Source organism: Leptospira congkakensis (assembly GCF_004770265.1).
GTDB lineage: Bacteria > Spirochaetota > Leptospiria > Leptospirales > Leptospiraceae > Leptospira_A > Leptospira_A congkakensis.
This window is the reverse complement of record NZ_RQGQ01000011.1, coordinates 222,261-245,318: the sequence shown is the minus strand read 5'-3', so window position 1 is coordinate 245,318 and position 23,058 is coordinate 222,261. Positions and strand designations below refer to the sequence as shown.

Annotated in this window: 23 protein-coding genes; 15 read left to right on the top strand and 8 right to left on the bottom strand. The window is 36.5% G+C overall.

Annotated features, from left to right (window positions below):
* Window positions 1–58 precede the first annotated feature (58 nt).
* Both EHQ70_RS08445 and EHQ70_RS08440 read right to left on the bottom strand, forming a co-directional pair.
* Complete coding sequence (locus tag EHQ70_RS08445; protein ID WP_135585384.1) at window positions 59–2,161, bottom strand: 7TM diverse intracellular signaling domain-containing protein; 2,103 nt, start codon at window positions 2,159–2,161, stop codon at window positions 59–61.
* 79 nt (window positions 2,162–2,240) lie between these two features.
* Window positions 2,241–2,570 (bottom strand): DUF3817 domain-containing protein, encoded by a 330-nt coding sequence (locus EHQ70_RS08440; protein ID WP_135585382.1) that lies wholly within the window; start codon window positions 2,568–2,570, stop codon window positions 2,241–2,243.
* Between the two features lie 225 nt (window positions 2,571–2,795).
* Here EHQ70_RS08440 and EHQ70_RS08435 point away from each other — a divergent pair, with 225 nt between their 5' ends.
* The 4 genes from EHQ70_RS08435 (at window position 2,796) to EHQ70_RS08420 (ending at window position 7,960) form a co-directional block, all read left to right on the top strand.
* Window positions 2,796–4,808: a neutral/alkaline non-lysosomal ceramidase N-terminal domain-containing protein gene (locus tag EHQ70_RS08435; protein WP_135585380.1), complete on the top strand. Its 2,013-nt coding sequence runs from the start codon at window positions 2,796–2,798 to the stop codon at window positions 4,806–4,808.
* 174 nt (window positions 4,809–4,982) lie between these two features.
* Window positions 4,983–5,786: an SDR family NAD(P)-dependent oxidoreductase gene (locus EHQ70_RS08430; RefSeq protein ID WP_135585378.1), complete on the top strand. Its 804-nt coding sequence runs from the start codon at window positions 4,983–4,985 to the stop codon at window positions 5,784–5,786.
* Window positions 5,787–5,800: 14 nt separating this feature from the next.
* A complete protein-coding gene (locus EHQ70_RS08425; RefSeq protein WP_135585376.1) occupies window positions 5,801–6,220 on the top strand; it encodes a hypothetical protein in 420 nt (139 codons plus the stop codon).
* Between the two features lie 282 nt (window positions 6,221–6,502).
* A complete protein-coding gene (locus EHQ70_RS08420) occupies window positions 6,503–7,960 on the top strand; it encodes a PAS domain S-box protein (RefSeq protein ID WP_135585374.1) in 1,458 nt (485 codons plus the stop codon).
* 12 nt (window positions 7,961–7,972) lie between these two features.
* Here EHQ70_RS08420 and EHQ70_RS08415 read toward each other — a convergent pair whose 3' ends face one another.
* On the bottom strand, window positions 7,973–8,185 hold the full coding sequence (locus tag EHQ70_RS08415; protein WP_135585372.1) for an STAS domain-containing protein: 213 nt from the start codon (window positions 8,183–8,185) through the stop codon (window positions 7,973–7,975).
* Window positions 8,186–8,368: 183 nt separating this feature from the next.
* Between EHQ70_RS08415 and EHQ70_RS08410 the strand changes: the two genes are divergently transcribed.
* Window positions 8,369–8,674, top strand: a complete 306-nt coding sequence (locus tag EHQ70_RS08410; protein ID WP_135585371.1) for a hypothetical protein — start codon at window positions 8,369–8,371, stop codon at window positions 8,672–8,674.
* 7 nt (window positions 8,675–8,681) lie between these two features.
* Here the strand turns inward: EHQ70_RS08410 and EHQ70_RS08405 are convergent, their stop codons facing one another.
* Window positions 8,682–9,596, bottom strand: coding sequence for a hypothetical protein (locus EHQ70_RS08405; protein ID WP_135585369.1), 915 nt, complete (start codon window positions 9,594–9,596; stop codon window positions 8,682–8,684).
* A 70-nt stretch (window positions 9,597–9,666) separates the two neighbouring features.
* The gene (locus EHQ70_RS08400) at window positions 9,667–11,073 is read right to left on the bottom strand and encodes an LA_3751/LA_3752 family putative glycosyltransferase (protein ID WP_135585367.1); all 1,407 of its coding nucleotides are present in this window, start codon (window positions 11,071–11,073) and stop codon (window positions 9,667–9,669) included.
* A 47-nt stretch (window positions 11,074–11,120) separates the two neighbouring features.
* Here EHQ70_RS08400 and EHQ70_RS08395 point away from each other — a divergent pair, with 47 nt between their 5' ends.
* Window positions 11,121–12,227 carry an SGNH/GDSL hydrolase family protein gene (locus EHQ70_RS08395; protein WP_135585365.1) on the top strand — a complete coding sequence of 369 codons (1,107 nt, stop codon included), beginning with the start codon at window positions 11,121–11,123 and terminating at the stop codon, window positions 12,225–12,227.
* 29 nt (window positions 12,228–12,256) lie between these two features.
* Here the strand turns inward: EHQ70_RS08395 and cueR are convergent, their stop codons facing one another.
* Window positions 12,257–12,646 (bottom strand): Cu(I)-responsive transcriptional regulator, encoded by a 390-nt coding sequence (gene cueR / locus EHQ70_RS08390; RefSeq protein WP_135585363.1) that lies wholly within the window; start codon window positions 12,644–12,646, stop codon window positions 12,257–12,259.
* Between the two features lie 108 nt (window positions 12,647–12,754).
* Between cueR and EHQ70_RS08385 the strand changes: the two genes are divergently transcribed.
* The 6 genes from EHQ70_RS08385 (at window position 12,755) to purT (ending at window position 18,142) form a co-directional block, all read left to right on the top strand.
* The gene (locus EHQ70_RS08385; RefSeq protein ID WP_135585361.1) at window positions 12,755–13,189 is read left to right on the top strand and encodes a hypothetical protein; all 435 of its coding nucleotides are present in this window, start codon (window positions 12,755–12,757) and stop codon (window positions 13,187–13,189) included.
* The gene (locus EHQ70_RS08380) at window positions 13,182–13,385 is read left to right on the top strand and encodes a heavy-metal-associated domain-containing protein (protein WP_135585359.1); all 204 of its coding nucleotides are present in this window, start codon (window positions 13,182–13,184) and stop codon (window positions 13,383–13,385) included. The genes EHQ70_RS08385 and EHQ70_RS08380 overlap by 8 nt, the downstream gene beginning before the upstream one ends.
* Complete coding sequence (locus EHQ70_RS08375; RefSeq protein WP_135585357.1) at window positions 13,369–15,573, top strand: heavy metal translocating P-type ATPase; 2,205 nt, start codon at window positions 13,369–13,371, stop codon at window positions 15,571–15,573. Before EHQ70_RS08380 ends, EHQ70_RS08375 begins: the two co-directional genes overlap by 17 nt.
* A gap of 25 nt (window positions 15,574–15,598) precedes the next feature.
* On the top strand, window positions 15,599–16,426 hold the full coding sequence (locus EHQ70_RS08370) for a helix-turn-helix domain-containing protein (RefSeq protein WP_135585355.1): 828 nt from the start codon (window positions 15,599–15,601) through the stop codon (window positions 16,424–16,426).
* A complete protein-coding gene (locus tag EHQ70_RS08365) occupies window positions 16,423–16,893 on the top strand; it encodes an ankyrin repeat domain-containing protein (protein WP_135585353.1) in 471 nt (156 codons plus the stop codon). Before EHQ70_RS08370 ends, EHQ70_RS08365 begins: the two co-directional genes overlap by 4 nt.
* Window positions 16,894–16,969: 76 nt before the next feature.
* Window positions 16,970–18,142, top strand: coding sequence for a formate-dependent phosphoribosylglycinamide formyltransferase (gene purT, locus EHQ70_RS08360; RefSeq protein WP_135585351.1), 1,173 nt, complete (start codon window positions 16,970–16,972; stop codon window positions 18,140–18,142).
* Window positions 18,143–18,161: 19 nt separating this feature from the next.
* Here purT and EHQ70_RS08355 read toward each other — a convergent pair whose 3' ends face one another.
* Entirely contained in the window at window positions 18,162–18,902 is a 741-nt protein-coding gene (locus tag EHQ70_RS08355) for an adhesin OmpL37 family surface protein (protein WP_135585349.1), read from the bottom strand.
* A 190-nt stretch (window positions 18,903–19,092) separates the two neighbouring features.
* Between EHQ70_RS08355 and EHQ70_RS08350 the strand changes: the two genes are divergently transcribed.
* The 3 genes from EHQ70_RS08350 to EHQ70_RS08340 are packed head-to-tail and all read left to right on the top strand — an operon-like array spanning window position 19,093 to window position 22,270.
* On the top strand, window positions 19,093–20,589 hold the full coding sequence (locus EHQ70_RS08350; protein ID WP_135585347.1) for an ABC-F family ATP-binding cassette domain-containing protein: 1,497 nt from the start codon (window positions 19,093–19,095) through the stop codon (window positions 20,587–20,589).
* Window positions 20,586–21,512: an ABC transporter ATP-binding protein gene (locus EHQ70_RS08345; protein ID WP_135585345.1), complete on the top strand. Its 927-nt coding sequence runs from the start codon at window positions 20,586–20,588 to the stop codon at window positions 21,510–21,512. Before EHQ70_RS08350 ends, EHQ70_RS08345 begins: the two co-directional genes overlap by 4 nt.
* The gene (locus EHQ70_RS08340) at window positions 21,509–22,270 is read left to right on the top strand and encodes an ABC transporter permease (protein WP_135585343.1); all 762 of its coding nucleotides are present in this window, start codon (window positions 21,509–21,511) and stop codon (window positions 22,268–22,270) included. The genes EHQ70_RS08345 and EHQ70_RS08340 overlap by 4 nt, the downstream gene beginning before the upstream one ends.
* A gap of 74 nt (window positions 22,271–22,344) precedes the next feature.
* Here EHQ70_RS08340 and EHQ70_RS08335 read toward each other — a convergent pair whose 3' ends face one another.
* Window positions 22,345–23,055: an SCO family protein gene (locus EHQ70_RS08335; protein WP_208729520.1), complete on the bottom strand. Its 711-nt coding sequence runs from the start codon at window positions 23,053–23,055 to the stop codon at window positions 22,345–22,347.
* Window positions 23,056–23,058: the final 3 nt, after the last annotated feature.

Sequence of the window (23,058 nt, the reverse complement as noted above, 5' to 3'; positions counted from 1 at the left end):
TTTGTTTAGTTAACTTTTTAAAGGTTAAGATGGGTAGTGTTTTGTCATGTTAATAGCTTCATTCTTCTTCTTCAGGCAATTCACCTAAAATGGATGTGGTAGGGGAAGTTCTTGGGAACAATCGTTTCAAATATAATTGTGTGGCCTTGTCTTCTGGGAATAATTTGGCGACCGTTTCAAATTTTTCTTTCGCTTCTGCAAAATTTTCGGAATGGTAAGCGGTGGTGGCTTCCAGATACAAAGTTTTTGTATTTAGTTTTTGTTCTAAAAAGATGGGATCATCGCCGTTTAGAATTTCGTAAACAGAAACTGGTTTTGTTTTTCCTTTCACACGGACACGGTCTAAAAATCTATATTGTAAACTTTGAATGTGTTTATCATCAATGGCATGAATCGCCGCTTCTGTGACAGCAATTTTAGCACCATAAATTTTGGTTAGGTTTTGAACACGGGATGCTAGGTTGACGGTATCCGAAATCACAGTACCTTCCAATCTTTCCTCGGCACCAATAGTCCCTAACATTAGAGACCCTGCATGAATACCAATTCCAATTTGGATGGGGACATATCCTTGTTTGTTTCTATGATGATTGTATTCTTTTAAATACAATTGCATGTCCACTCCGGCAAAGATGGCATCAGTGATATTCCTTTCGAATAGTGCCATAATCGCATCGCCAATGAATTTATCGATAAAACCATTGTGTTTTTGAATGATTGGACTCATCCTTCCCAAATAAGAATTAATAAAATTAAAATTTTGTTCTGGGCTCATTTGTTCTGATAGAGTTGTGAAGGAACGAATATCACTAAAGAGAACAGCCATATACTTTTGGATTTGATCGCCTAACTTAACATCTAAAATGGTTTCTTTACCGAGATTGGCGAGAAAGTCTTTGGGAACAAACCGAGCATAAGACTCAGTGAGAATTTTTTGCATCTCAATGGCTTTTGACTGAGCGACTTCCTTTTCTTCTTTCATGATATTGATTCGATCAGCAAGCGCAATAGAAAGTAAGATCACTTCAGAGGCAGATCCAATATAGAGTCCATATTCGGTCAGAAAATTTTCAGGAATTAGATTTAAGTATTTAAAAGCAACAACGATGGTAGCACCGATTAATACTGTGAAAGCGAGTAGGAAAAAACGAGCAGGTCGGTAACGACGAACAAAACTAATGATCGCCGTTATAAAAATGAGAACGGGGGCAGGTAGTGTTAATAATAAACCAATTTTTACAGTGATTTCAGGAGATAAGAATAAGATGAGAGGGAATTGGATTAAAGGTAGAATTAAAAATACATTTAATGTTTGGTTTAACCAATAAGGTAAGTTTTCTTTTGTGTTTAAAAAACGTTTTGCAAATAGGATGAGTGCGGGTATACAAAACCCACAAAAAAATACAAACCCATTTCTCTGGAATTCAGGTAGGTTTGGCCATAGATACTGAAATCCGTGTCCCGTAAGAGTGAGCTGAACTCCTAAAAATCCAAAAATATAGATTACATAATATAAATAACTGAGATCTCTTACACTTAGAAAGATAAAAAAATTGTATAGGATCATGACTAACATAACTCCATAATACAATCCTAATCCATGTTGGATGTCAGCATAGTGTGAAGAAAAAGTTTCTTTTTCCCAGATGGTAATGGGGACAGAAAGTCCTCCTCCATTATAGAGTTTGATGTAAATAGTTTGGGAGGATTCTTTGGCGAGTTCTAAAGGGTATACGAAATTCCTGTTGTTGGTACTTCTCGCGGAGAACGGAAACATCATTCCTGATTTGTTGATTAGCTGGTAATTCTTGTTTGTTTCAGAATAAACTTCAACTAAATCAATATTGCTATAATCAATTTCTAGCAAACGAATGATAGATTCTTTGCCTTTGTTTTCTATTGGGATTTTAATCCAATAGTAATAGTTTGTCTGACCAAAATTGGGAATCTCTTCTGTAGAGAGGACAAAATTTTGATTTGTTTCTTCTTTTAATACATCTTCGATTCTAAAAGATTTGGACCGGTCTTCGAGTATCCAAATTTCCTTACCAATGGACTTTTTGTCCAGAATTCCGCTAAGGTCTATTGGCCATATAGACCCTGTTAGAAGAAAGCAAAATAGGAATATAAACTTTAACGAGTGTTTAAGGAAAGATTTCATTTCAGTAAGAAACTATACTGTTGTTATATGAAGAATCACTCAGTTAAGTATCAATAAAAAATATTTGTTAGTTAGAAAATTACTTATTGATTCCGGCTGGTTCTTCAACATCAGATTTTAAATACAAATATTTTTCTGCGATAAAGGTTCCAAAGGGAACAACGGAAGCCAGTGCCGCGAGTAATGTTTTTTTGGCCTTCCATTCCAACTCCACTTTGACTTGGAATAATTCTACTAAATACAAAAGGAATAACAATCCGTGCACAAGCCCAACAATTTTGTTTGGTTCTGGATTTTGGTAGAGATACTTTAAGGGCATTGTGATGAAGAGGATGGCGAGAAAAGAAAGTCCTTCCAAAAAGGCTAAAATCCGGAATCGGCCTAATTTTGTTTGGAGTAAAGAAAACATAATCACTTCCTTGGAGGTTGTTATTAGTCAATCTCTCGGGATTCTGTGGTTTCGTCCTTACTTTCTTCAGTGACTTACTTTTTCTACTGATTGGAGTTAGTGCTTTGGTTTATCTATCTCGATCCGTTATTATGGATTTTCCTCTCAAATAGCAGATTATGTCTTAAAATTAGTCGACAATTGTTCGGGATTGACATTTGCTCAAAATCCATTTACACTAAGTCCATGCAGTTTCGAATTCTATCCGTCTTTCTTTTATGTTTTTCCCTTCCGATTTGGTCGGAGGAGAGTCCGGTATACTTAGCGGCTATGGCTAAAAAGGATATCACTGGCCCGTCTGTGGGTGTTATGTTTTGGGGTTATGCAAGAGAGGACCAAACGGGGCTCGGAATCCACACCAGGCAATATGCTCGTTCGCTTGTGATTCGAGACCAAAGTTCCAAAAAACTTTTGGCTTATGTAACCGCCGAAGTAGGTGGGATTCCTTTTGAAATCCAAAGGGATGTTGTCAAAAGACTCCAAACAGAATTGGATCCTGGTTTTGGTTATGGGAATGTTCTGATCAACGCCTCTCATACACATAGCGGGCCTGCAGGACATTTTCATTATTCCGAAGTTTCTTTTTATTCAAAAGAATTTTATTCAGAATCTTATGCTGTATTAAGAGATGGGATTTTTGAATCGATCAAAGAAGCCTATTCTAAACTGAAACCTGCAGAGTTAACCATTGGAAAGGCTTTAGTAGGAGAAGCTGGAGTGAATCGAAGTCTTTCAGCATATCTTGCCAATCCAGAACCAGAAAGAAAACAATATTCCGATAACATTGATCGAGAGATGGTCCAACTAACAGTATCAGTAGCGGGAGTTCCTGTTGGGTTTGTCAACTGGTATGGGGTTCATCCAACCAATATCACTTTTGACAATCGCCTTATTTCTTCGGACAACAAGGGGATTGCTTCGTTACTTTCCGAATCTGAAGCCAAAAAACAAGGATTAAACGATTTTGTTGCTATCTTTGCTCAAGCAAATGAAGGGGATGTTTCCCCTAACTTAAATTTGGACAATACTGGCCCAGGTAAAGATATTTACGATAGTAGTTTTATCATTGGCAAAAGACAGTTTTTGGCGAGCCAACAAATTTTGAAATCATCAGGTAAACGACTGTCAGGTGGAATCTCTTTTACACAAAGATTCATCGATATGAGTAAACACCCAGTTAGTAGCGAGTTTTCTGGGACTGGAAAAACGGAAACAACTTGTCCATCTGCTTATGGTTATGCGTTTGCAGCCGGTTCCACAGAAGAAGGAGGAGGACACTTTTTGTTCCATGAGGGAATGACAAACAAAAACAGAAGATTTTATATTGATTGGATCGCAAAGTTTATGTTACAGTCTCCATCTGAAGAACTGAGAGAATGTCAAAACCCAAAAGCTGTTTTGTTCCCTATGGGAGAAACAAAACCACTACCAAGTTTACCACAAATTCTTCCTTACGGACTTGCATTGGTTGGTGATTTAACAATTTTAGTGATGCCACATGAAGTCACAACTATGTCTAGCAGACGATTGAAAAAAGAAGTTCAATCTGTATTAAAAGAAAAATCATCTGATATTGTCCTCTCTGGACTTACCAACGATTTCTCTGGATATATCACTACACCAGAAGAATACTCCACACAAAACTATGAAGGTGGACATACACTCCATGGCCCTCAAAGTTTAAATGCGTTAAGACAAGAATTTCATAAGATGTCTTTAGAGTTAAAAAATGGAAGTCTTACAACATCCAGTGCCATCATACCATTGGATTTGTCAGACAAAGTGCATCCATTGAAAGTCCCTGGTTCAGATTCTGTTTCTGCCAAACCACAAACTGTCATCCAATCCAGTGCGGAGTCGTACCGAAAAGGAGAAGTGGTTACTTGTAGAGTGGAAGCTGTAAATCCAAATGTCGGTTATCCTAAAGTAGCTTCTTATTTATGGGTGGAAAAACAAGATAAAACCAACTGGAAATCAATTCGCTCAGATGCAGATTTTGATACTAAATTCTTTTATCAAAAACGTGGGATTTGGGGAAGAGCAGAAGAAAGTGTGGAACTTGTTTGGGAAACCAAGACGGATACAGAGCCAGGTGAATACCGTCTGGTCCACGAGGGAATTTATTTGGGCAAAAATGGGGTACGTTCTCCTTATCGAATTGAATGTCCAAGTTTTCAAATCGTAGAGGGTGGAATTTAAATTAAATTTATGGGAACCAGATCTATTTTTCGGATCTGATTCCTTCTCCATTTAGGGGTCTCCTCTTACGACCCCATCGCTTTTTGAAACCCATTCAGCCAATAAAAACAAGTTGTGGTAAATTCGCATCTAGTAGAATTCTTAGGAAAAGAGAACGGGCTAAGAGGGAATCTTATGAGCGAATTTTATCAAGATGAATGGGTTTGGATTACTGGAGCCTCTTCTGGAATTGGAAAAGAGTTAGTAAGCCAAGCATACAAACAAAATGCAAAAGTATTACTTGCTTCTCGAAAAACAAAAACTCTAGAAGCTCTCGCCAAAGAACTCCAACTAGAAAAGGGACGTTACGCTGTAGAAAAATTAGATTTAGAAGATTATCAATCTACTGCAACTTTTGCCAAACGATGTTTGCAAAAATATGGGATTCCAAAAGTTGTCATTCATAATGGTGGCATCAGCCAAAGATCCTTAACTAAAGAAACAAATTTGGTCACTCTTGAAAAAATCATGAACACCAATTTTTATGGCGCTGCCGAAATGACACGAGCTATGTTACCACAAATTGTAGGTAAAAAAGAAGTTCATTTTGCTGTGATTTCCAGTGTTGCTGGAAAATTGGGAAGCCCACTTAGATCTGCTTATTCGGCCTCCAAATTCGCGTTAGTTGGCTTTTTTCATTGTTTGCGTTCGGAAGAGGAACGAAATGGGATTTATGTGACTATGGTATATCCTGGTTTTATCCAAACCAATATTTCTAAAAATGCACTGACAGGAGACGGAAAAACTACCGGAACAATGGATTCTGTGATTGCTGCTGGACTACCAGTTCAGTTATGTGCACATAGAATTTTACATGCGGTTGCCAACAAACAACGTGAAGTTGTCATTTCTGGTATTAAAGAAAAATTTGGATTGTTTTTACAGGCTATATTTCCTTCTTTATTTTTTAAAATGATCCAAAAAGCAAAGGTAAGATAAGAGAGGACAATCATTTGAAACGGTATTTTTATATTATTGGGGCCATTTTATTATTCAGTATAGGAGTATTTGCTGAATCTTCTGTTTTAGATTATAAAACAAAAAATACAGCGAATGAAAAAGAAAGAACCTATCTTTTGGATCTTCTACGTGCAAACCTGTCTAATGAATTCAAACAAGAATTTATCTTTGTCGTAGAACATTTTAAAGTTTCGGGAGATTATGCTTGGTTTCGTGGTACGGCAAAAAGAAAGGATGGGAAAGAAATTTCACTTTCAGAAGACATTCCGTATGATTGTTGTCATGTGGAAGCCTTGTTCAAAAAAAACAATGGGAAATGGCAAATTTCAGAATGGGCAGCATTTAGTACTGATGTTTGGTGGGATGGAATTCAAGCACGTTATCCTAAAGCCGCAAAAGAAATTTTTCAATAACCTAAATTAAATTCTAGTTTTTCTATCTACATTCCTCTCTTTGTCTGTTCCATTTTCATAAAACAGATGTTATTATATCGAAATTTGAATTCAAAACTGCTGGAATAGAAAGAATGGTTCTAATAATCTTAGAACCATTCCATTGGATTAAAGATTGATTTCGGTCTATTGACCACCATCGAAGTTGGTCCATATTAATTTTATAGACCTTTTCTGATAGAATGATAATCCTGTACTAAAGTAGAGTTTTAGAAATAAATCAATCTACCTAAATCTAAGTTTATGTTTCAAACGAATTACAACGATTTACTTTCAAACATCCCTGATTTGGTCTGTGAGTTGGATGCCTCTGAAAAAATTAGTTATGCAAATTCATTTCATAAACATAGGTTAGGTTACGAGTGGCATGAAATTCTTGGTCGTTCAGTAGACGAATTTTTTCATCCTGAAGATAGAGAGGAACTTCGAGAAAAAATTTCGCAGTTGGAAACACCTGGAGCTGAAACAACAGGAATCTGGCGGATTGCTCATAGAAATGGACATTTTTTAACCTTTGAGTGTAGGGGAAAACTCCAGCCGGACGCCAACGGTAACAAAAGGATCATCGTCATTGCTCGGGACATTACAGATGAACTTAGAAAAGATTTTAAACTTCATTCGAAGTCAATGATTCCAGACCAAGGTTCTACTGATTTACGATCTAAAGACCTAGACCTTCATCAGAAAAATTTTTTTGAATTAAAAATGTCTCAATTTGAATTTTCTCAACTGAAACATGCTTTTGATGAACATGCCATTATTGCCATTACAGATAAGAGTGGGCAAATTTCCTATGTGAATGATCGTTTTTGTGAAATTTCTATGTATTCACGAGAAGAACTTGTAGGAAATAACCACCGTTTGTTGAATTCCGGATTCCATTCCCCTGAATTTTTTGATCGGATGTATCACATGATCAAAAATGGATATGTTTGGAAGGGTGACATTAGAAACAAAACTAAAGCTGGTACCATTTATTGGGTGAGTGCTACTATTGTTCCATTACGTTCCATTGATGGTAATATCAATCGTTTTTTTGCCTTACACACTTTGATCACTCGAACCATCGAATCGGAAGAGAAAGTATCACAATTGTTATTGGAAAAAGAACTACTTTTACAGGAAGTTCATCATAGAATCAAAAATAATTTATTTTCTGTATATAGTCTTCTCAAAATGCAAGCGAACTTTTCGAATGATGATCATCTAAAAGAACAGTTTGATGAAGCAGCAGGGCGATTGAGAAGTATGATGGCTTTGTATGATCGTTTGTATCGTTCACAAAATCCCAATGCCATTGATCTTAAAGATTACATTCCAAATTTAGTTCGAGAAATTTTAACCACTTATCCTAAAAACATTAGTTTTGAGTTTATACCTTCCACAACTATCATAGTAAAACCAGAGATTGCAAATAATTTGGGAATCATCTTAAACGAACTCATTTGTAACTCGGTGAAACATTCCTTTCGTCTTGTTGAATTTGGTTCCATAGAAGTACAAATCCAAATAAAGGAAGATCAGATTTTATTTATTTATCAGGACAATGGAGAACCCTTACCAGAATCATTTTCTTTGGAAAATTCGGAAGCAGGGTTTGGAATCAAACTAATGAATTTATTAGTTTTGCAATTGAAAGGAAAAGTAAAGGTAAGCCCTGGTCAAAGAATACGGTTTGAGTTACTTTTTCCCAACCGATAACTTTTTAAACATTCAGTCGATTAGATGTAGGATGGTGTCAAGTTTGTTCAGTCGGAAGACTGTGCGGATGAGTTTGTTCACCCCGCGAATTTGTAATTGTAAATTCCGAGATTCCAATGCCGAATGAAACTTCATCAATTCGCCAATGGTCGCGCTGTCTAAGGACATGGATATTTCGGTGAAGTCTAAAACAACATCTTCGTCTGTATGAAGGATGGTAGACATAATTCTCTCCCGGAATCCGCTGAGTCCGTCAAAAGAAAGATCATTGTTCTTGATTTCGATTACAATAGCCAAGGTTTGAAACTATTTTTAATTGATTGGATATTTTGAAAGAATTTTTCCAAATGGGTTCTCGTTTCTGAATTGTTTTTTATATCCTTTGGTGATGAGATTGTGAGATTTCCTATGACAGTCAGTGATCGACAACTTAAATTAATTAAAGAAGCGGCAGAGTTATTGGTTATGGAACACCGCCTAACAGCTGATGAAGCGGTTTTGGTCATTTCTTCCGCAATCAAAAAGGAACTTTCCACACGAAATACAAATTTTGATAAATTGGAAAAAGGATCCAAAATTGATAGGACAAGTTTTACTCGAAGCGTCGTAAAATCAGTTCAAGATGCTTTAGAGACAAATCCATATTGGCGTTCTCATAATTTAGACAAATCAATTGATAACTTTTATAAAGTCCTACACAAACACTGGGATTAAAACTATCTTATTGGTTTTGAGAATTTTCTTTTAGAATCGAATCTGTTTCGCAGTAGTAAGAGTCTGGAAATTGTTTGGCTCTAGAAAAAATAATTTGAAAGTTTTGTGATTCTTTTGGTAAAAAATCTTCCTTTTCCAAACTAATACTTTCGTAATCAATCGTTTGTCCTTGTTTATCAATGAGTAAACAAACAATTTTTGTGAAGTTGGCTGTAACATTCCCTCGGTTTTGAATTTTACCTAAAAGTAAAACTTCTTTGTTCTGGTTACGTTTGAAATCAATTTGTTTTATCAAAAGTTCTGCTTTCTTTGTATCACCTGGGATGGTAGTAGCCGTAACAGAAATATTAAAATGATCGTAACTTGGTGCTTTTTCTAGTAAAACTTGGAAACTAACAGACTCATCTTTTGGAACGATATTTTTTTCTGCATATCCAAAACTTGATCCAAGATTTATTCCCTCTGGACTCAATAAATCTACAGTAAATTTAGGCATCAGTAAATTTTGTCCACTTTTGTTGGTAAACTTTCCCACAATATAAACATTTCCGATAATGTCAGGAAGAGCTGATGTAAATTGGAATTCTCCTTCTGGAATGATTTCAATCGATTCTAAATTTGGATCGATTTGAATCACTGCTGTTTCTTCTTCTACATTAGGACTAAAACTGTTTTTGAAATAAGTGAATGCAGATGAACCTAATACTAACCAAGCGACTACAATTCCAGTAATGATATTTTTCCATTTATCAAAAGATGTTGTTGGCGAGTTTTGTTTGGAAGTTCCGTAAACTTTGGGTGGAGGAAGTTCGACTGTACTCCCTGTGGGTAACCGGTCAAAACAATCTCCGCACCGATAAGTGGTTGCAGATTCTTGGTAAATATTTGTGCTACCGCAGCTTGGACATTGTTTTGAGCTCATATGTCGAATTCAAAAAGGTATCCAAAGAAATCCAAGGAGAAAACAAATTGGGAAATATCTTTCTCGGCCCTCACATTCGTTTGTATTGAGTTGCCATAATGGGCAATAAGGTGTTCGGAACGGGTTTCGTTTCTCCTTTTTGAAATGAACAGTCTTTGAGGCAGCGAGGTTGTGTTATAATTTCACCGATAGGAAAGGGAGAAGGAGGAAGTTCTAAAAATGTAAAAGATTTTGTATTTTTTGCGTTCAGAATTTGAAAGAATGTTTCGGTGCTATCACTATTTCGTAATAACAGAATATCCTTTTTTTGATCTAAAAGAGGCAAAACCACAAAAGCAAAGTCTGCATTATTAAAAACTAAAATTTTATCTTCTATTTTAGATAACTCTTCTAATGTATTGGATTGGAATTTTGATATTTTTTTAATTTCTTTTGTCTGTTGAAAAAGAACTGTCAAACTATACAAGGAAAGTAACAAACAAATGAAAAACCATTTTTTGGATATTGTGGTTTCGTTTTCTTCGTTTTTTCGTAATAATAAAATATAAAGTGGAAAAAGACCAAATAAGTATCTGGGAGTGTTGTGCCCGCCAGTATTTGGTGAAATCAAGATCATAAACAATGTAATTAGAATTAAAAAAATGTTTTGGTATAATATTTTCTTATGAAAGAAAAACCTTATACAATAGATAACGGACAAAATAAAAATAGGAACTTGTTCTAACCAAATTTTGAATAAATAGAAACTGGAATCGATTCGGAAATGGTATTGGGGAGCTTTAAAAATACGAAGTGGAATAAAAGTTCCGAAGATAATTTGATTGATGATAGAAAAGACAAATCCTGTTGCGAAAAAGGTTAGAAAGTATTGTTTCCAGTTAATTTCTTTAGAAAAACAAATGGGAAGAATCAAGGCTGTAAAAAGCATTTCTGGTCGCATCCAAACCAAACACAAAGATAAAAAACCAGAAACTATAGTCCACTTGCGATGGTATAAAAATAATATGACTACTTCTAAAAACAAAAAGAGAATGGTATCATGGACTAAAAATATATAAACAGAAATTGTAGAGCCAAATAACAAAAGTATAGTGGCTACCGTATCTTTTTTGATTTGATAAAATACGAAAGCTGATAAAAAAAATAAAAGTAATTGGATTAGTTTAATCCCCATAGTTCCCAGGCTCATGTAAAAAGGGAAAACTAAAATGGGGTAAAAATTGGGAAAGGTTGAATAAATGAAATTATCTTTTGTATGAAAAAAAACTTCCGGAAAAGGAACAAGTTGAAACTTCGGATCCTGTAGAGAATAATCGTAAGGCAGATGAAAAATTCCTTTTCCTACCAGTTTGACTTGCCACTCGATCAGTGCAAAATCAGAGGAAGGTTCGATTTGTTTTGTTGTGATGATTAAAAATCCCAAAACTAAAAATGCTAAACTAACGAAGAAACCTATTGCTTTTTTTGATTGATCCATATGAAATCGAAAACAAGTATATTCTTTTCCAAATCCAAAGATCTGCAATGAAAAAAGAGATTCATCTATCCACTTTCCCTTTTAAATCAATCAAAATAGGTCTTTATGCCTTCTTTTTCCTTTGTGGATTGGTTTTGGTAACCCGAACCATTGATACTTTTGAGATTTTAAGATTTCCCTATGGCCATTATCATTTCCCCCCGGTTCGAAAAATTCCTTATTTCCGACAAGGGGAAAGGGAATTTGGAGAAATTAATGAATATGGTTTTCGGATTGGAAGTGTTAAAGAAAACACAAATTGTAAATATTTATTGTTAGGTGATTCGCAAACGTTTGGTTCCGGGATATTTTGGAAAGATAGTTTTCCTGAAATTTTAAATAGGGAAACGAATTGTCAATGGATCAATACCGGTATCCCTGGATTTACTTTAGAAAATGAGTTTTCTCTATATGAAAAGGTGAGTCAAAAATTAGATTTTGATAAAGTGTATTTGATTGTTTATGGGAATGATATTTATGAAACAGGGGATACGCCTGATTACTTACATTTTGTAAATCATAAGAGTTGGTATGTTCATTTTGTATCTTTTTTCTTTCCTGAACATACTCGTCGTTTTATAAAAAATAAATACTTTGAATCAATTCAAATTCGAATGGAAGAGGAATTGGATCGTGTATCCAAACTTCCTTATATGGCTCCCGATTCAAAAGCGAAAAAGATTGAAGTTGTGGATTTCAATTCCCTTAAAACTTTATTCCAAATTAGCCCCACTTATCTTCCCAGTTCTCTAGATACAAAAACTTCTGCTAAAGTAAATTTTGATCGATGGAAAAAGGTTTTTTATCAATTGAAACATAAAATTGAACAATCAAATAAAAGTTTAACAGTTGTTTATATTCCTTTAGAAGTTGAATACGATAAATCTCGTTTTTTTGTTTATGAAAGTATTGGATTTCAGATGAATCCAAGTTGGTTGGAATCTGATTCGGAACTATTTTTGGATTTGTTTCAATTAACAAAGGAAAATAACATTCCTCTGATTGATTTGAGAAAATTTATGAGATATCGAACAGATTTGTTACAAAGTGGCGACATCCATTTGAATGAAAATGCCACTCGTTTGATTGCTGACATTTTAAAAAGAGACTTATAAGTTTAAAGTTTTGCCCTTTTTCCCATTGATTACGTTTGTTCTAGATTTTTTAAAATGGGACAATCTGGTCTATGGTCTCCATGGCAATGTTTCACAAGAGTTTTTAACGTATCTGACATATCCTTTAATTGTTTCAGTTTTAATTCCAATTCATTTAAATGTTTTTCGGCAAGTAGTTTGACTTGTTTGCTACTTCTGCTTTTGTTTTTCCAAAGTCCGAGCAAACTCTTTATATCTTCGAGTGGAAATCCAAGTTCTCTCGACCTTTTGATAAATCGTAAGTAGTGAATGTCATCGGAACTATAAATTCTGTATCCGTTATCTGTCCTTCCCGCTTCAGGGATGAGACCAATACCTTCGTAATGCCGAATGAGTTTTGTGCTGACTCCAGATTCTTTAGATAGTTCTCCAATATTCATTTTTTCCTCCAAAAAAAATTAGAAAAATTGTAAAATATTTCAATTCGGCTATTGACCTTCCAATAATTGGAAGGTATAGACTGGATTTATCTTAACAAAGGAGTTATGATGAAACCAATCAGATTTTTTAGCAGAATTGTTTTTTTTATAATCTTTATGAGTGCAACTCAAGTTTTTGCACATGGTGAACACAAACCAGGTCCTCATGGAGGTTTGATTCGAATGCCGGGAGCATTTCATACGGAAGTGTTACCTTATCAAAATTTAGGATTTAAGGTGTATTTACTTGATATCAATTTTGAAAATCCTACTTCCAAAAATTCGAAGTTACAGGGTAAGGTTGTATCAAAAGGAAAGGAATTCCCATTAAAATGTAAGAATCATCCCGACCATTTTTATTGTGAAATTCCAGGGGGAAGTTCCGTGGAGGAGGGAGAATTGATTCTTTCTCCAGAGTGGAATTTTCAAAAAGGAGCGGTTGTGAAATACAAACTTCCGTTATTTGAGAATAAGGAACAGAAAAAGGAGCATCATCATGGTTAATTATGAAGTAGAAGGAATGACTTGCGGGCATTGTAAAAAAACAGTAGAAATGCTTTTTGGTGAAATCGGTAAAGAAGCAACTGCAAACATAGAAAATAAATTGGTAACCGTAAAAGAAACTTTAACAGATGAGGAGTTAAATAAACTTCGCAGCCGTTTGAGTGAGGATGGATATTCCCTTGGAAACATCAAATAATACCACAGAACGAACATTAGATCTTTTTGGTATGACCTGCGCCAACTGTGCCCTTCGTATTGAGAAGGGCCTTTCCAAAATGGAAGGCGTATTCGATGTTCGTGTAAACTTTGCACGTGAATCAGTTTTTTTACGTGCTAATGATTCCGTAACTGTAAATTCTCTTTTAGATAAAGTGGAATCACTCGGATATTCTGCCCTGGTTCATGATTTGAGTAAACAATCTGAAACAGAGAAAAAACAGAAAAACCAAATTCGGAATTTAAAAATACGTTTCCTTCTTTCTGCTTTATTTTCTTTTCCTTTGTTTTACGGAATGGTGACTCATTTTAGTTTTTTAAGTTTTATGCCAATGCCTCATATCCTAATGGATCGATTTGTCCAAATGGCATTAGCGTTTCCAGTCCAGTTTCTGATTGGATTTCCTTTTTATCAGTCTGCCTATCGCGCGGTAAAGAATGGATCTGCAAATATGGATGTTCTTGTTGTGATTGGCACCAGTGCAGCCTATGGGTACAGTGTGTTCGGAAAAGATTTATATTTTGAAACATCTGCGATTCTCATCACCTTTATTCTGGGAGGTAAGTGGATTGAACATTTTGCGAAAGGGAAAAGTAGCGATGGAATCAACGCACTTTTAAAACTTCGTCCCGAAAAAGCCACTGTTCAATCAAATGGTATTTTAACAGAAGTCCCAAATGAATATTTAAAAGTAGGGGATTTGGTTTTGGTAAAATCTGGGGAACGGTTTCCCATGGATGGGATTGTGTTCGAAGGGGATAGTTTTTCCGATGAATCAATGTTAACTGGTGAAAGTATGCCTGTTGAAAAAAAACCTGGGGATCCAATATTAGGCGGATCTGTAAATGGAAGTGGTTCCTTAGTAGTAAAGGCAACAAAGGTCGGAAATGATACTACACTTTCACATATCATTCGTTCTGTGGAGGAATCACTTGGCACTAAAGCTCCGATCCAAAGAATCGCAGATCAAATTTCCGCTTATTTTGTTCCTGTTGTTATTTCTATTAGTATCATTGATTTTTTGGTTTGGTATTTTATCCTCACACCTGGTGTGATTTCCTCTGCTATCGAAACAAGTATTGCCATCCTTGTGATTGCTTGTCCCTGTGCGTTAGGTCTTGCTACGCCAATCTCTTTACTTGTGGGAACGGGAAGGGCTGCCAAACGTGGAGTTTTATTTCGTAGCGCCGAGGCATTGGAATCGGTTTCTAAAATCAATTGGATTGCTTTTGATAAAACGGGAACCCTGACAGAGGGGAAACCAAAGGTGACAGGGATCACTCATTTCGGGTTGGATCCTGCCTTATGGGAAGAGACACTTAGATGTATTATCGAAATGGAAAAAACTTCTGACCATCCACTCGCAAAAGCCATTGTCGGATATGGAAAAGAAAAAAATCTTTATACAGATTCTATGCAGATCGTTTCCACAAAAACGTTTGTTGGTGGAGGAATCCAATCGGAACAAAATGGAATCAAATATTTTGCCGGTAAACAATTGTTTGTTGAAGGTAACGGGTTTGTAATCTCTGAAGAAATTTTAAAAACTATCCAACCTTGGACACAAGATGGATCGAGTTTGGTATTTGTGGGAATTCGTGGACAGTCAGAAGGAATGGTTGTCTTTCGTATTGAAGATGGGTTACGACCCGAGGCAAAAGAAGCCATAACAGAACTTAAATCCATTGGTGTAGAGCCAGTCCTTCTCACGGGAGACAATGTTTCTTCCGCAGAAAAGGTCGCTAAATTAGTTGGTATCAGTTCTGTACATGCAGGTCTTCATCCAGAAGATAAATCAAAAATCATCAAAACATTAAAAACAAACAAAATCCATTCCGCAATGGTGGGAGATGGAATCAATGATGCTCCTGCACTTGCTTCTGCCGATGTAGGAATTGCAATGGGGACCGGATCTGATGTTGCCATTCAGACAGCTGATGTAGTACTTGTGAATGGGGACATCCAAAGAATTGTAGATCTCATTCGGATTGGTAAAGATACGGTGATCAATATTCGACAAAACTTTGGTTGGGCATTGGGTTATAATCTTTTGGGAATTCCCATTGCTGCTTCCGGTTTGCTGCTTCCTTGGGTCAGTGGGCTTGCAATGGCACTCAGTTCTATCTCAGTTGTTTTTAATGCATTACGGATGAGTCGTTGGAAATAAATTCAAATAAAAAGATGGTAATCCTTTGGACATTCGATTTATTAACCCACCTTCCTATTTAAAATCCTCAATCAAAGAATTTTGGATTTGGAAGGGTGTGAATGTTAGAGAACTTCCTTGGATTTTACCGTCTTATGAATGTGAGATGGTGTTCCATTTGGGAAACCCACCCATTGTTGAAACAGAAAACAAAGAAATTTTTCCATTACCAAAAATTCATTTAGTCGGCCCACAAACAAGGCGGTGGCGGATTTTATCAGAAACAGATATATCCTTGTTTGCGATTCGATTTTTTGTAGGAGGTATGTATTCTCTTTTTTCCAAACGAGGAGATGAAATACAAAATCAATTTTTAGAAATTGGAAACAAATCTACGTTAGATGATGTTTTAAAATTAGATCATTCTTCTGAGAATGAGATTTCTGAATTTTTAACCAGTTTTCTAAAAGATTATCCGGGTATAAATTCTGAAATACCGACATATGTTCGGTTTTCTCTTTTGGAATTGATGCATCCAGCCACATCCATTCAGAATTTATGTAAAAAAATCGGTATTTCTAGAAAACAATTGGATCGTAAATTCAAAGAAATTGTGGGGATGAATCCTTCTGAATACAGAACAGTGCACAGGTTACTGGAAATGGTGCGAAATCCAGAACACTACCGCAAAAACAATCCAGACTTACGTTTTACTGAATTAGCACAGGAATTTGAATATTCGGACCAGTCCCATTTCAATCGCGATTTCAAACGAATTTCTGGAAGTATTCCCAATGAATGGTTCGCAGAATATAAAAAAATGTCCCATTTTTACAATCAAGATTCGTCCTATAATGATAGGATGAACACATGATACAAAACATAATTGATTTCGTAGGCAAAACTAAATCCAATTTAAGGTTACGCACATTCTGTTCTTCCATCACGAGAGAAGACAGGGAATCATTTGATTTGTTATTATCTGATTCCGATTTAAAAGAGGTGTTGGTATCAGAATCACCTCTACTTCTCGGCCTTGCTGTAACTGAAGTTTCCAATATTTATTATTTAAAAAAGTTACTCGCTCTTGGGCTTGATCCAAATAGACCAGATAACATGGGTTTGTATCCAATTCACAAAGCCACAGAAACCGGGAATGTCGAAGCTGTGGAAGTTTTGTTAAACTCTGCTGCTGATCCGAATGCCGCTGATCCCAGTGGAGTCACTGCACTTCATATTGCCAATAGTTTTGATGGACTTAGCGAAATTTCGGATCTACTCATTCGAATGGGTGCTAATATTTACCAAAGAGATAAACTCGGTAAACGTTACTTAATGTAACTTTAAATTAGAATTCAACAAATTGGTGGTCATAATCTTCCTTGTCTGAATGGGCCACTTCCCGATCTTTGTGAATATGATCGGTACACCCTTTACTCCCAACGCTACAAAACTTTTACTCCTAGGATCAGGAGAACTTGGTAAAGAGGTCGCTATCGAAGCGAACCGTCTGGGTGTTCATGTGATTGCCGTAGACCGTTATCCAAATGCACCTGCAATGCTTGTGGCACAAGAATCTCGTGTCATCAACATGCTTGATCCAAAAGAGTTGGAAGCCACCATACGAGAGTTAAAGCCAGATTTTGTAGTCCCTGAAATTGAAGCCATTCATACAGAAACTTTAGTTCGATTGGAAAGCGAAGGTTTTCGTATCATACCATCTGCGAAGGCTGTGAACCTTACCATGAACCGAGAGGGGATTCGGAACTTTGCCTCCAAAGAACTTGGATTAAAAACTTCCAAGTTTCTCTTTGCAGATACCGAAGAAGATTTTACTCGTGCCGTGAAAGAAATTGGTTTTCCTTGTGTGGTCAAACCCATTATGAGTTCCTCTGGAAAAGGACAAAGTTTGATTCGAGAAGAATCAGAAATCCTAAAAGCATGGGAATATGGACAAACCGGAGGAAGGACCGGCAAAGGCAAAATGATCGTTGAAGAATTTGTTTCCTTTGATTTTGAAATCACACTTCTTACCATACGCCATATAGCTGGAACTACCTTTTTACCACCCATTGGTCATCGACAAGTAAACGGAGATTATGTGGAATCTTGGATGCCACAACCTATGACGGAACTTGCATTACGTGCTGCTGAAAAAATTGCAGAGACGGTCACAACCGGGCTTGGAGGATTTGGAATTTTTGGAGTCGAACTTTTTGTCAAAGGGGACGAAGTGTATTTTAGCGAGGTGTCTCCAAGACCACATGATACTGGACTTGTGACTCTCATCTCACAAAATGTTTCTGAGTTTTCACTTCATGCGAGAGCATTACTTGGCCTACCGATTCCAGAACTGATCTTTCATACTCCTGCTGCTAGTTCTGCCATTTTGTTAGAAGGAAAAACGAATTCGCCAATTTATACCGGTGTTGACGAAGCCCTCAAGATCAAAGGGGTGGACATTCGTATTTTTGGGAAACCGGAAGTGGATGGGAAGCGCCGAATGGGTGTTAGTTTGGCTTTGGGAAAAACAATTGAAGAGGCCAAAGAAAAAGCAAACCGTGCCCGGGACTTGATTCACTTGAAATAATAAATTCGATTCAATGTGATTAGTCTTTTTTGATTTCGGGTGCTTTGTAATTTGTCATCATACTTTCGTAGATACTTTCCTCTCCAAAGGGGAGGAAAGAGTTATCATAGTGGAGTGCAAGTAGTTTGTTGTTTGCTTTTCCGAAACCGCGAATGAGTTCTGACTCTATAGAATCAAAATCAGAAAACTCAATCGAATCCATAAGCTTACCATCATGGAGTAAGTTTAAGAATACCACAAACTTCCCGGCATGTTTTAATATCTTTAAAGAAAACAACATCTCTCGCAATTTCAATAGATAAAGAAGAGGACGAGTGTTCCTTGCCATCACTAACTTCTGTTCGGCTTCACTCACGTCTCTGAGAGCAAGGCGTAAAAAAGCACGAGTTTGTGTTTTTTCTTTGTCGCGCGATTTTCCCCCGAGTAAAATTAACTCGGAACGAACAAAATCTAAATTTTTAGTAAGAATTTTATCATAGAGTTGGATGAGTTTGAATTGAGTGGAACGAACAGCCAAATAGGCATCACCATATTTGCCTTGGATGTGAAGGCTTTTGAATCGCAAATACTCATCGATGATTTCTTGGTATTCTTTCTTTTCTTCGGGACTACCTAAATGGATGATACTGGAATCTAGCGAACGTACCAAAAGATAATTTTCTTCTGCTCCAAAGGCCACTTGTAAGTTGCCGTTAGCGTAGTTTCCCTCACCTGCAATGAGACAAAGGAAACTAAGGAAAGAAAAAAGAAAAGTTCGCACAGTATAGTTTCGGAATCGGAACCCCCTAAAAAAAGTCCATAATTTGACACGTAGTTTTCCTGGTAATTATGTCCGAAGAATTTAGATTTCGCGAAGGAAAGTAGCTGAATTTTGTCTCGATTCTACTCGTCGTTTCCGGTTCTTTTTCGATCCTGGTTGAATACGGAAAGGGAAAACCTTCGGAAATTATATGATCAAAGTATCTGGAATTAACAAACAATTCAACGGTAATGTCTTATTTGATGACTTACAATTCAGTGTGAACCGCGGCGAACGAGTGGGTCTTGTCGGTCGTAATGGACATGGAAAATCAACCATGGTCCAAATCATTTTGGGAAAAATGGAGCCGGATTCTGGAAACATCACCATTCCTAAAGGATACCGCATTGGACATTTGGAACAACACTTAGTATTCACTAAACCCACAGTTTTGGAAGAATGTGCTCTTGGCCTTCCCGAAGGTGATGAATACGAAACTTGGAAAGTAGAACGAATTTTATTTGGACTTGGATTTTCAGAAAAAGACATGGAGAGAAGTCCTGAGGATTTTTCTGGTGGATACCAGATCCGGATGAACTTAGCCAAACTTCTTGTTTCGGCTCCCGACATGTTAATCTTAGATGAACCAAACAACTATTTAGATATTGTCACCATACGTTGGTTAGAGGAGTTTTTGCGTGAATGGGAAGGCGAAATTATACTCATCACACACGATAGAAGTTTTATGGATAGTGTTGTGACACATACTGTTGCCATTCATAGAACTAAAGCCATCAAAGTCCAAGGTGATACAGAAAAGTTATACACACAAATCAACCAAGCAGAAGAAATTTACGAAAAAACTAGACTCAACGAAGCTAAAAAACGCAGACAAGAAGAGATCTTTATTGCTAAGTTCAAAGCAAAAGCTAGTTTTGCGAGTCGCGCCCAATCTCGAGTGAAAAGATTAGAGAAACAAGGCGAAATGAAAGCACTTGAAAATATTGAGGATATGGAACTTTATTTCAACAGTGCTCCATTCTCCGCAAGTCAGATGTTAAGTGCCGATGAAGTTTCTTTTTCTTATAATGGTAATGCTCCTTATTTGTTTGAAAACTTTTCTATCAGTGTCGGCCCACAAGATCGAATTTGTATCATAGGGAAAAACGGAAAAGGAAAGTCGACTTTACTCAAACTGATTGCAGGGGAACTATCGGCAGTTTCCGGTTCGGTGAAAAAACATCAGGTTTTGAAAGAAGGTTATTTCGGCCAAACCAACAAACTGAACATGAACGAAAGTAATACCGTTGTCCAAGAAATTATGAGTGCAGATCAAAACTGTTCCGAAGGGAAAGCTCGTAACATTGCCGGTGGACTTATGTTTTCTGAAGACCTCGCCTTAAAAAAAATTAAGGTTCTCTCCGGGGGAGAAAAGAGTCGGGTTTTACTTGGAAAGATTTTGGTCACTCCTTGCCACCTTTTGTATTTGGATGAACCTACAAACCACTTGGATATGCAATCTTGCGACTCATTGATTGAAGCCATCGATAACTTTGATGGATCTGTGATCATGGTAACACACAACGAAATGCACTTGCGTGCTGTAGCCACAAAACTAATAGTATTCGATGATGACCGAGTTTTTGTTTATGACGGGGGTTATGACGACTTCCTCACAGACATTGGCTGGAAGGATGAAACTGTTTGAAATCAATCCTCACTCTGAAACAAGTTTCCAAGTCTTATGACAATGGATTCCAAGCTTTAAAGAATGTAAATTGGGAAGTAAAAGAGGGTGAAATTCATGCCCTACTTGGTCCCAATGGAGCAGGTAAAACAACACTAATCAATTTGATTTGTGGGATCGTATCACCAAGTGGTGGTGAGGTGAATGTCTCTGGGTTTGATATCATTGGGGATTTCAAAAAAACAAGATCACTCATTGGTCTTGTTCCGCAAGAACTCAGTGTCCATGCTTTTGAAACTGTTTGGGCCAGCGTTTCCTTCACGAGGGGACTTTATGGAAAACCAGCCAATCCAAAATACATTGAAGAAGTTTTGAAATCACTCTCCCTTTGGGACAAAAAAGACCAAAGGATCATGACTTTATCCGGTGGAATGAAACGACGAGTATTAATCGCCAAAGCATTGTCACACGAACCAAAAATTCTATTTTTAGATGAACCAAGTGCCGGCGTGGATGTTGAACTCCGAAAAGATATGTGGAAGATCGTAGAATCTCTCCGAAAAAATGGAGTTACCATCATCCTTACCACTCACTACATCGAAGAAGCTGAATCCATAGCCGATCGAATTTCTGTGATCAGGAAAGGTGAAATTTTTCTTACGGAAAACAAAGACCGTTTAATGAAACAACTCGGAACCAAACAACTTCGGATTGAACTTAAAAAAAGTCTTAAACAAATTCCCAAATCACTTTCAAAGTACACATTAGAACTTGTGGATAATCATTCAGCACTTGTATTTACTTATGATAGATCAGATGACAGTAGTTTGATTACCAAACTTCTAGATGATTTGAAAAAACTGAAAATCCAATTTAGCGATTTGAGTACAAAACAAAGTTCGTTAGAAGAAATCTTTGTTCAGTTATTACAGGAGGCTGTATGAATTTTTACGCAATCAAATCCATCTATCAATTTGAAATGGCAAGAACCTTTCGTACTCTTTTACAAAGTATTGCCTCTCCTGTGTTATCCACTTCATTGTATTTTATTGTATTTGGATCGGCGATTGGTTCTCGGATCCAAGAAATCGATGGAATTAACTATGGAAGTTTTATTGTTCCGGGACTTGTGATGTTGTCACTCCTCACGGAAAGTATTTCCAATGCTTCTTTTGGAATTTATTTTCCCAAGTTTAATGGAACCATTTATGAAATTCTATCGGCACCTGTGACGATGTGGGAAGTGGTGATTGGATATGTGGGTGCTGCAGCAACAAAATCCTTTATGTTAGGGGTCCTTATGCTCATCACGGCATCTTTTTTTGTGCCGATTCGGATTGATCATCCCATTCTAATGGCATTTTTTCTTGTATTAACATGTATTAGTTTTAGTTTGTTTGGATTTGTGATTGGAATTTGGGCGGATAGTTTTGAAAAACTCCAAATGATTCCAATGCTCGTCATCACTCCACTCGTATTTCTCGGTGGAAGTTTTTATTCCATCCAAATGTTACCACCATTCTGGCAAAAACTCAGTATGTTTAATCCAGTTCTCTATTTGGTGAGTGGGTTTCGGTATAGTTTTTTTGAAAGAGCTGATGTGGCATTATCTGTCAGTATTTCGATGATAGTGGTGTTTTTGACTCTTTGTTTGACAGTGACTTGGCTTATTTTCAGAACAGGATATAAAATTAAAAACTAAAGTTTTAAAGGATAGATTACCCGAATTTTCATTGGGTCAATTTTACAATCTAAGGATTCCAAAAAATCCTTAGATTAATTCATTTGTTTTCTTAATTTTCGCAAATCGTCCACTAACCTTTGTATATCGCCCGTGCCTTTCGCACGGTAGATTCCTCTTAAATACCGGTTCTTATCAAATAAAAAGATATTTTCTGTATGAACAAATTCATACTTCCCTTGTTCGGCGGAAAATCCTTCCATTTCTGCACCACAAGTTCCTTTGGCAAAACTCTCGATCACTGATTCGCTTCCGGTAAAAAAACTCCAATTTGCGTTTTGGATTTTGTATGTTTGCCTATATTTTTGTAAAACGGGAACGGTATCTTCTTTAGCATTGATCGAGATAGAATAAATTTTGATATCTGGAAATTCAGAAAGACTTGGTTCTATTTGGATTATATTTCTTGTGATCAAAGGACAAATACCCCTACAAGTAGCATAAAAAAATACAACCAAATGTTCGTTCGGTGACCAGTCCTTGGATGATATATGTTTACCAGTATGTTCTGTTAACTCGAATGTATTGGGAACTTGTTTTAGATTGGAATTGTCTTTTGGATTTGCGATCCAAACCGGATCAAAGTCTTTCCCTGAAAAATAAGGGAGTACATTTGGATTTGGTGGTTGTTCCGATGGTTTACAGAAACTTCCTATAAAAAATAGAAAAATGAATATAAGGATCGATTTTTGAGAAAAGTACGAGTTCTGAACGAATTTTTCAGGACATCTTTTTTTTAAGTTCACTAT

What these genes read in the sequence shown, in the direction of transcription:
- EHQ70_RS08445 (WP_135585384.1), bottom strand. Translation starts at nt 2,161, where the DNA reads ATGAAATCTTTCCTTAAACACTCGTTAAAGTTTATATTCCTATTTTGC.
- EHQ70_RS08440 (WP_135585382.1), bottom strand. Translation starts at nt 2,570, where the DNA reads ATGTTTTCTTTACTCCAAACAAAATTAGGCCGATTCCGGATTTTAGCC.
- EHQ70_RS08435 (WP_135585380.1), top strand. Translation starts at nt 2,796, where the DNA reads ATGCAGTTTCGAATTCTATCCGTCTTTCTTTTATGTTTTTCCCTTCCG.
- EHQ70_RS08430 (WP_135585378.1), top strand. Translation starts at nt 4,983, where the DNA reads ATGAGCGAATTTTATCAAGATGAATGGGTTTGGATTACTGGAGCCTCT.
- EHQ70_RS08420 (WP_135585374.1), top strand. Translation starts at nt 6,503, where the DNA reads ATGTTTCAAACGAATTACAACGATTTACTTTCAAACATCCCTGATTTG.
- EHQ70_RS08415 (WP_135585372.1), bottom strand. Translation starts at nt 8,185, where the DNA reads ATGTCTACCATCCTTCATACAGACGAAGATGTTGTTTTAGACTTCACC.
- EHQ70_RS08410 (WP_135585371.1), top strand. Translation starts at nt 8,369, where the DNA reads ATGACAGTCAGTGATCGACAACTTAAATTAATTAAAGAAGCGGCAGAG.
- EHQ70_RS08405 (WP_135585369.1), bottom strand. Translation starts at nt 9,596, where the DNA reads ATGAGCTCAAAACAATGTCCAAGCTGCGGTAGCACAAATATTTACCAA.
- EHQ70_RS08400 (WP_135585367.1), bottom strand. Translation starts at nt 11,073, where the DNA reads ATGGATCAATCAAAAAAAGCAATAGGTTTCTTCGTTAGTTTAGCATTT.
- EHQ70_RS08395 (WP_135585365.1), top strand. Translation starts at nt 11,121, where the DNA reads ATGAAAAAAGAGATTCATCTATCCACTTTCCCTTTTAAATCAATCAAA.
- cueR (WP_135585363.1), bottom strand. Translation starts at nt 12,646, where the DNA reads ATGAATATTGGAGAACTATCTAAAGAATCTGGAGTCAGCACAAAACTC.
- EHQ70_RS08385 (WP_135585361.1), top strand. Translation starts at nt 12,755, where the DNA reads ATGAAACCAATCAGATTTTTTAGCAGAATTGTTTTTTTTATAATCTTT.
- EHQ70_RS08380 (WP_135585359.1), top strand. Translation starts at nt 13,182, where the DNA reads ATGGTTAATTATGAAGTAGAAGGAATGACTTGCGGGCATTGTAAAAAA.
- EHQ70_RS08365 (WP_135585353.1), top strand. Translation starts at nt 16,423, where the DNA reads ATGATACAAAACATAATTGATTTCGTAGGCAAAACTAAATCCAATTTA.
- purT (WP_135585351.1), top strand. Translation starts at nt 16,970, where the DNA reads ATGATCGGTACACCCTTTACTCCCAACGCTACAAAACTTTTACTCCTA.
- EHQ70_RS08350 (WP_135585347.1), top strand. Translation starts at nt 19,093, where the DNA reads ATGATCAAAGTATCTGGAATTAACAAACAATTCAACGGTAATGTCTTA.
- EHQ70_RS08340 (WP_135585343.1), top strand. Translation starts at nt 21,509, where the DNA reads ATGAATTTTTACGCAATCAAATCCATCTATCAATTTGAAATGGCAAGA.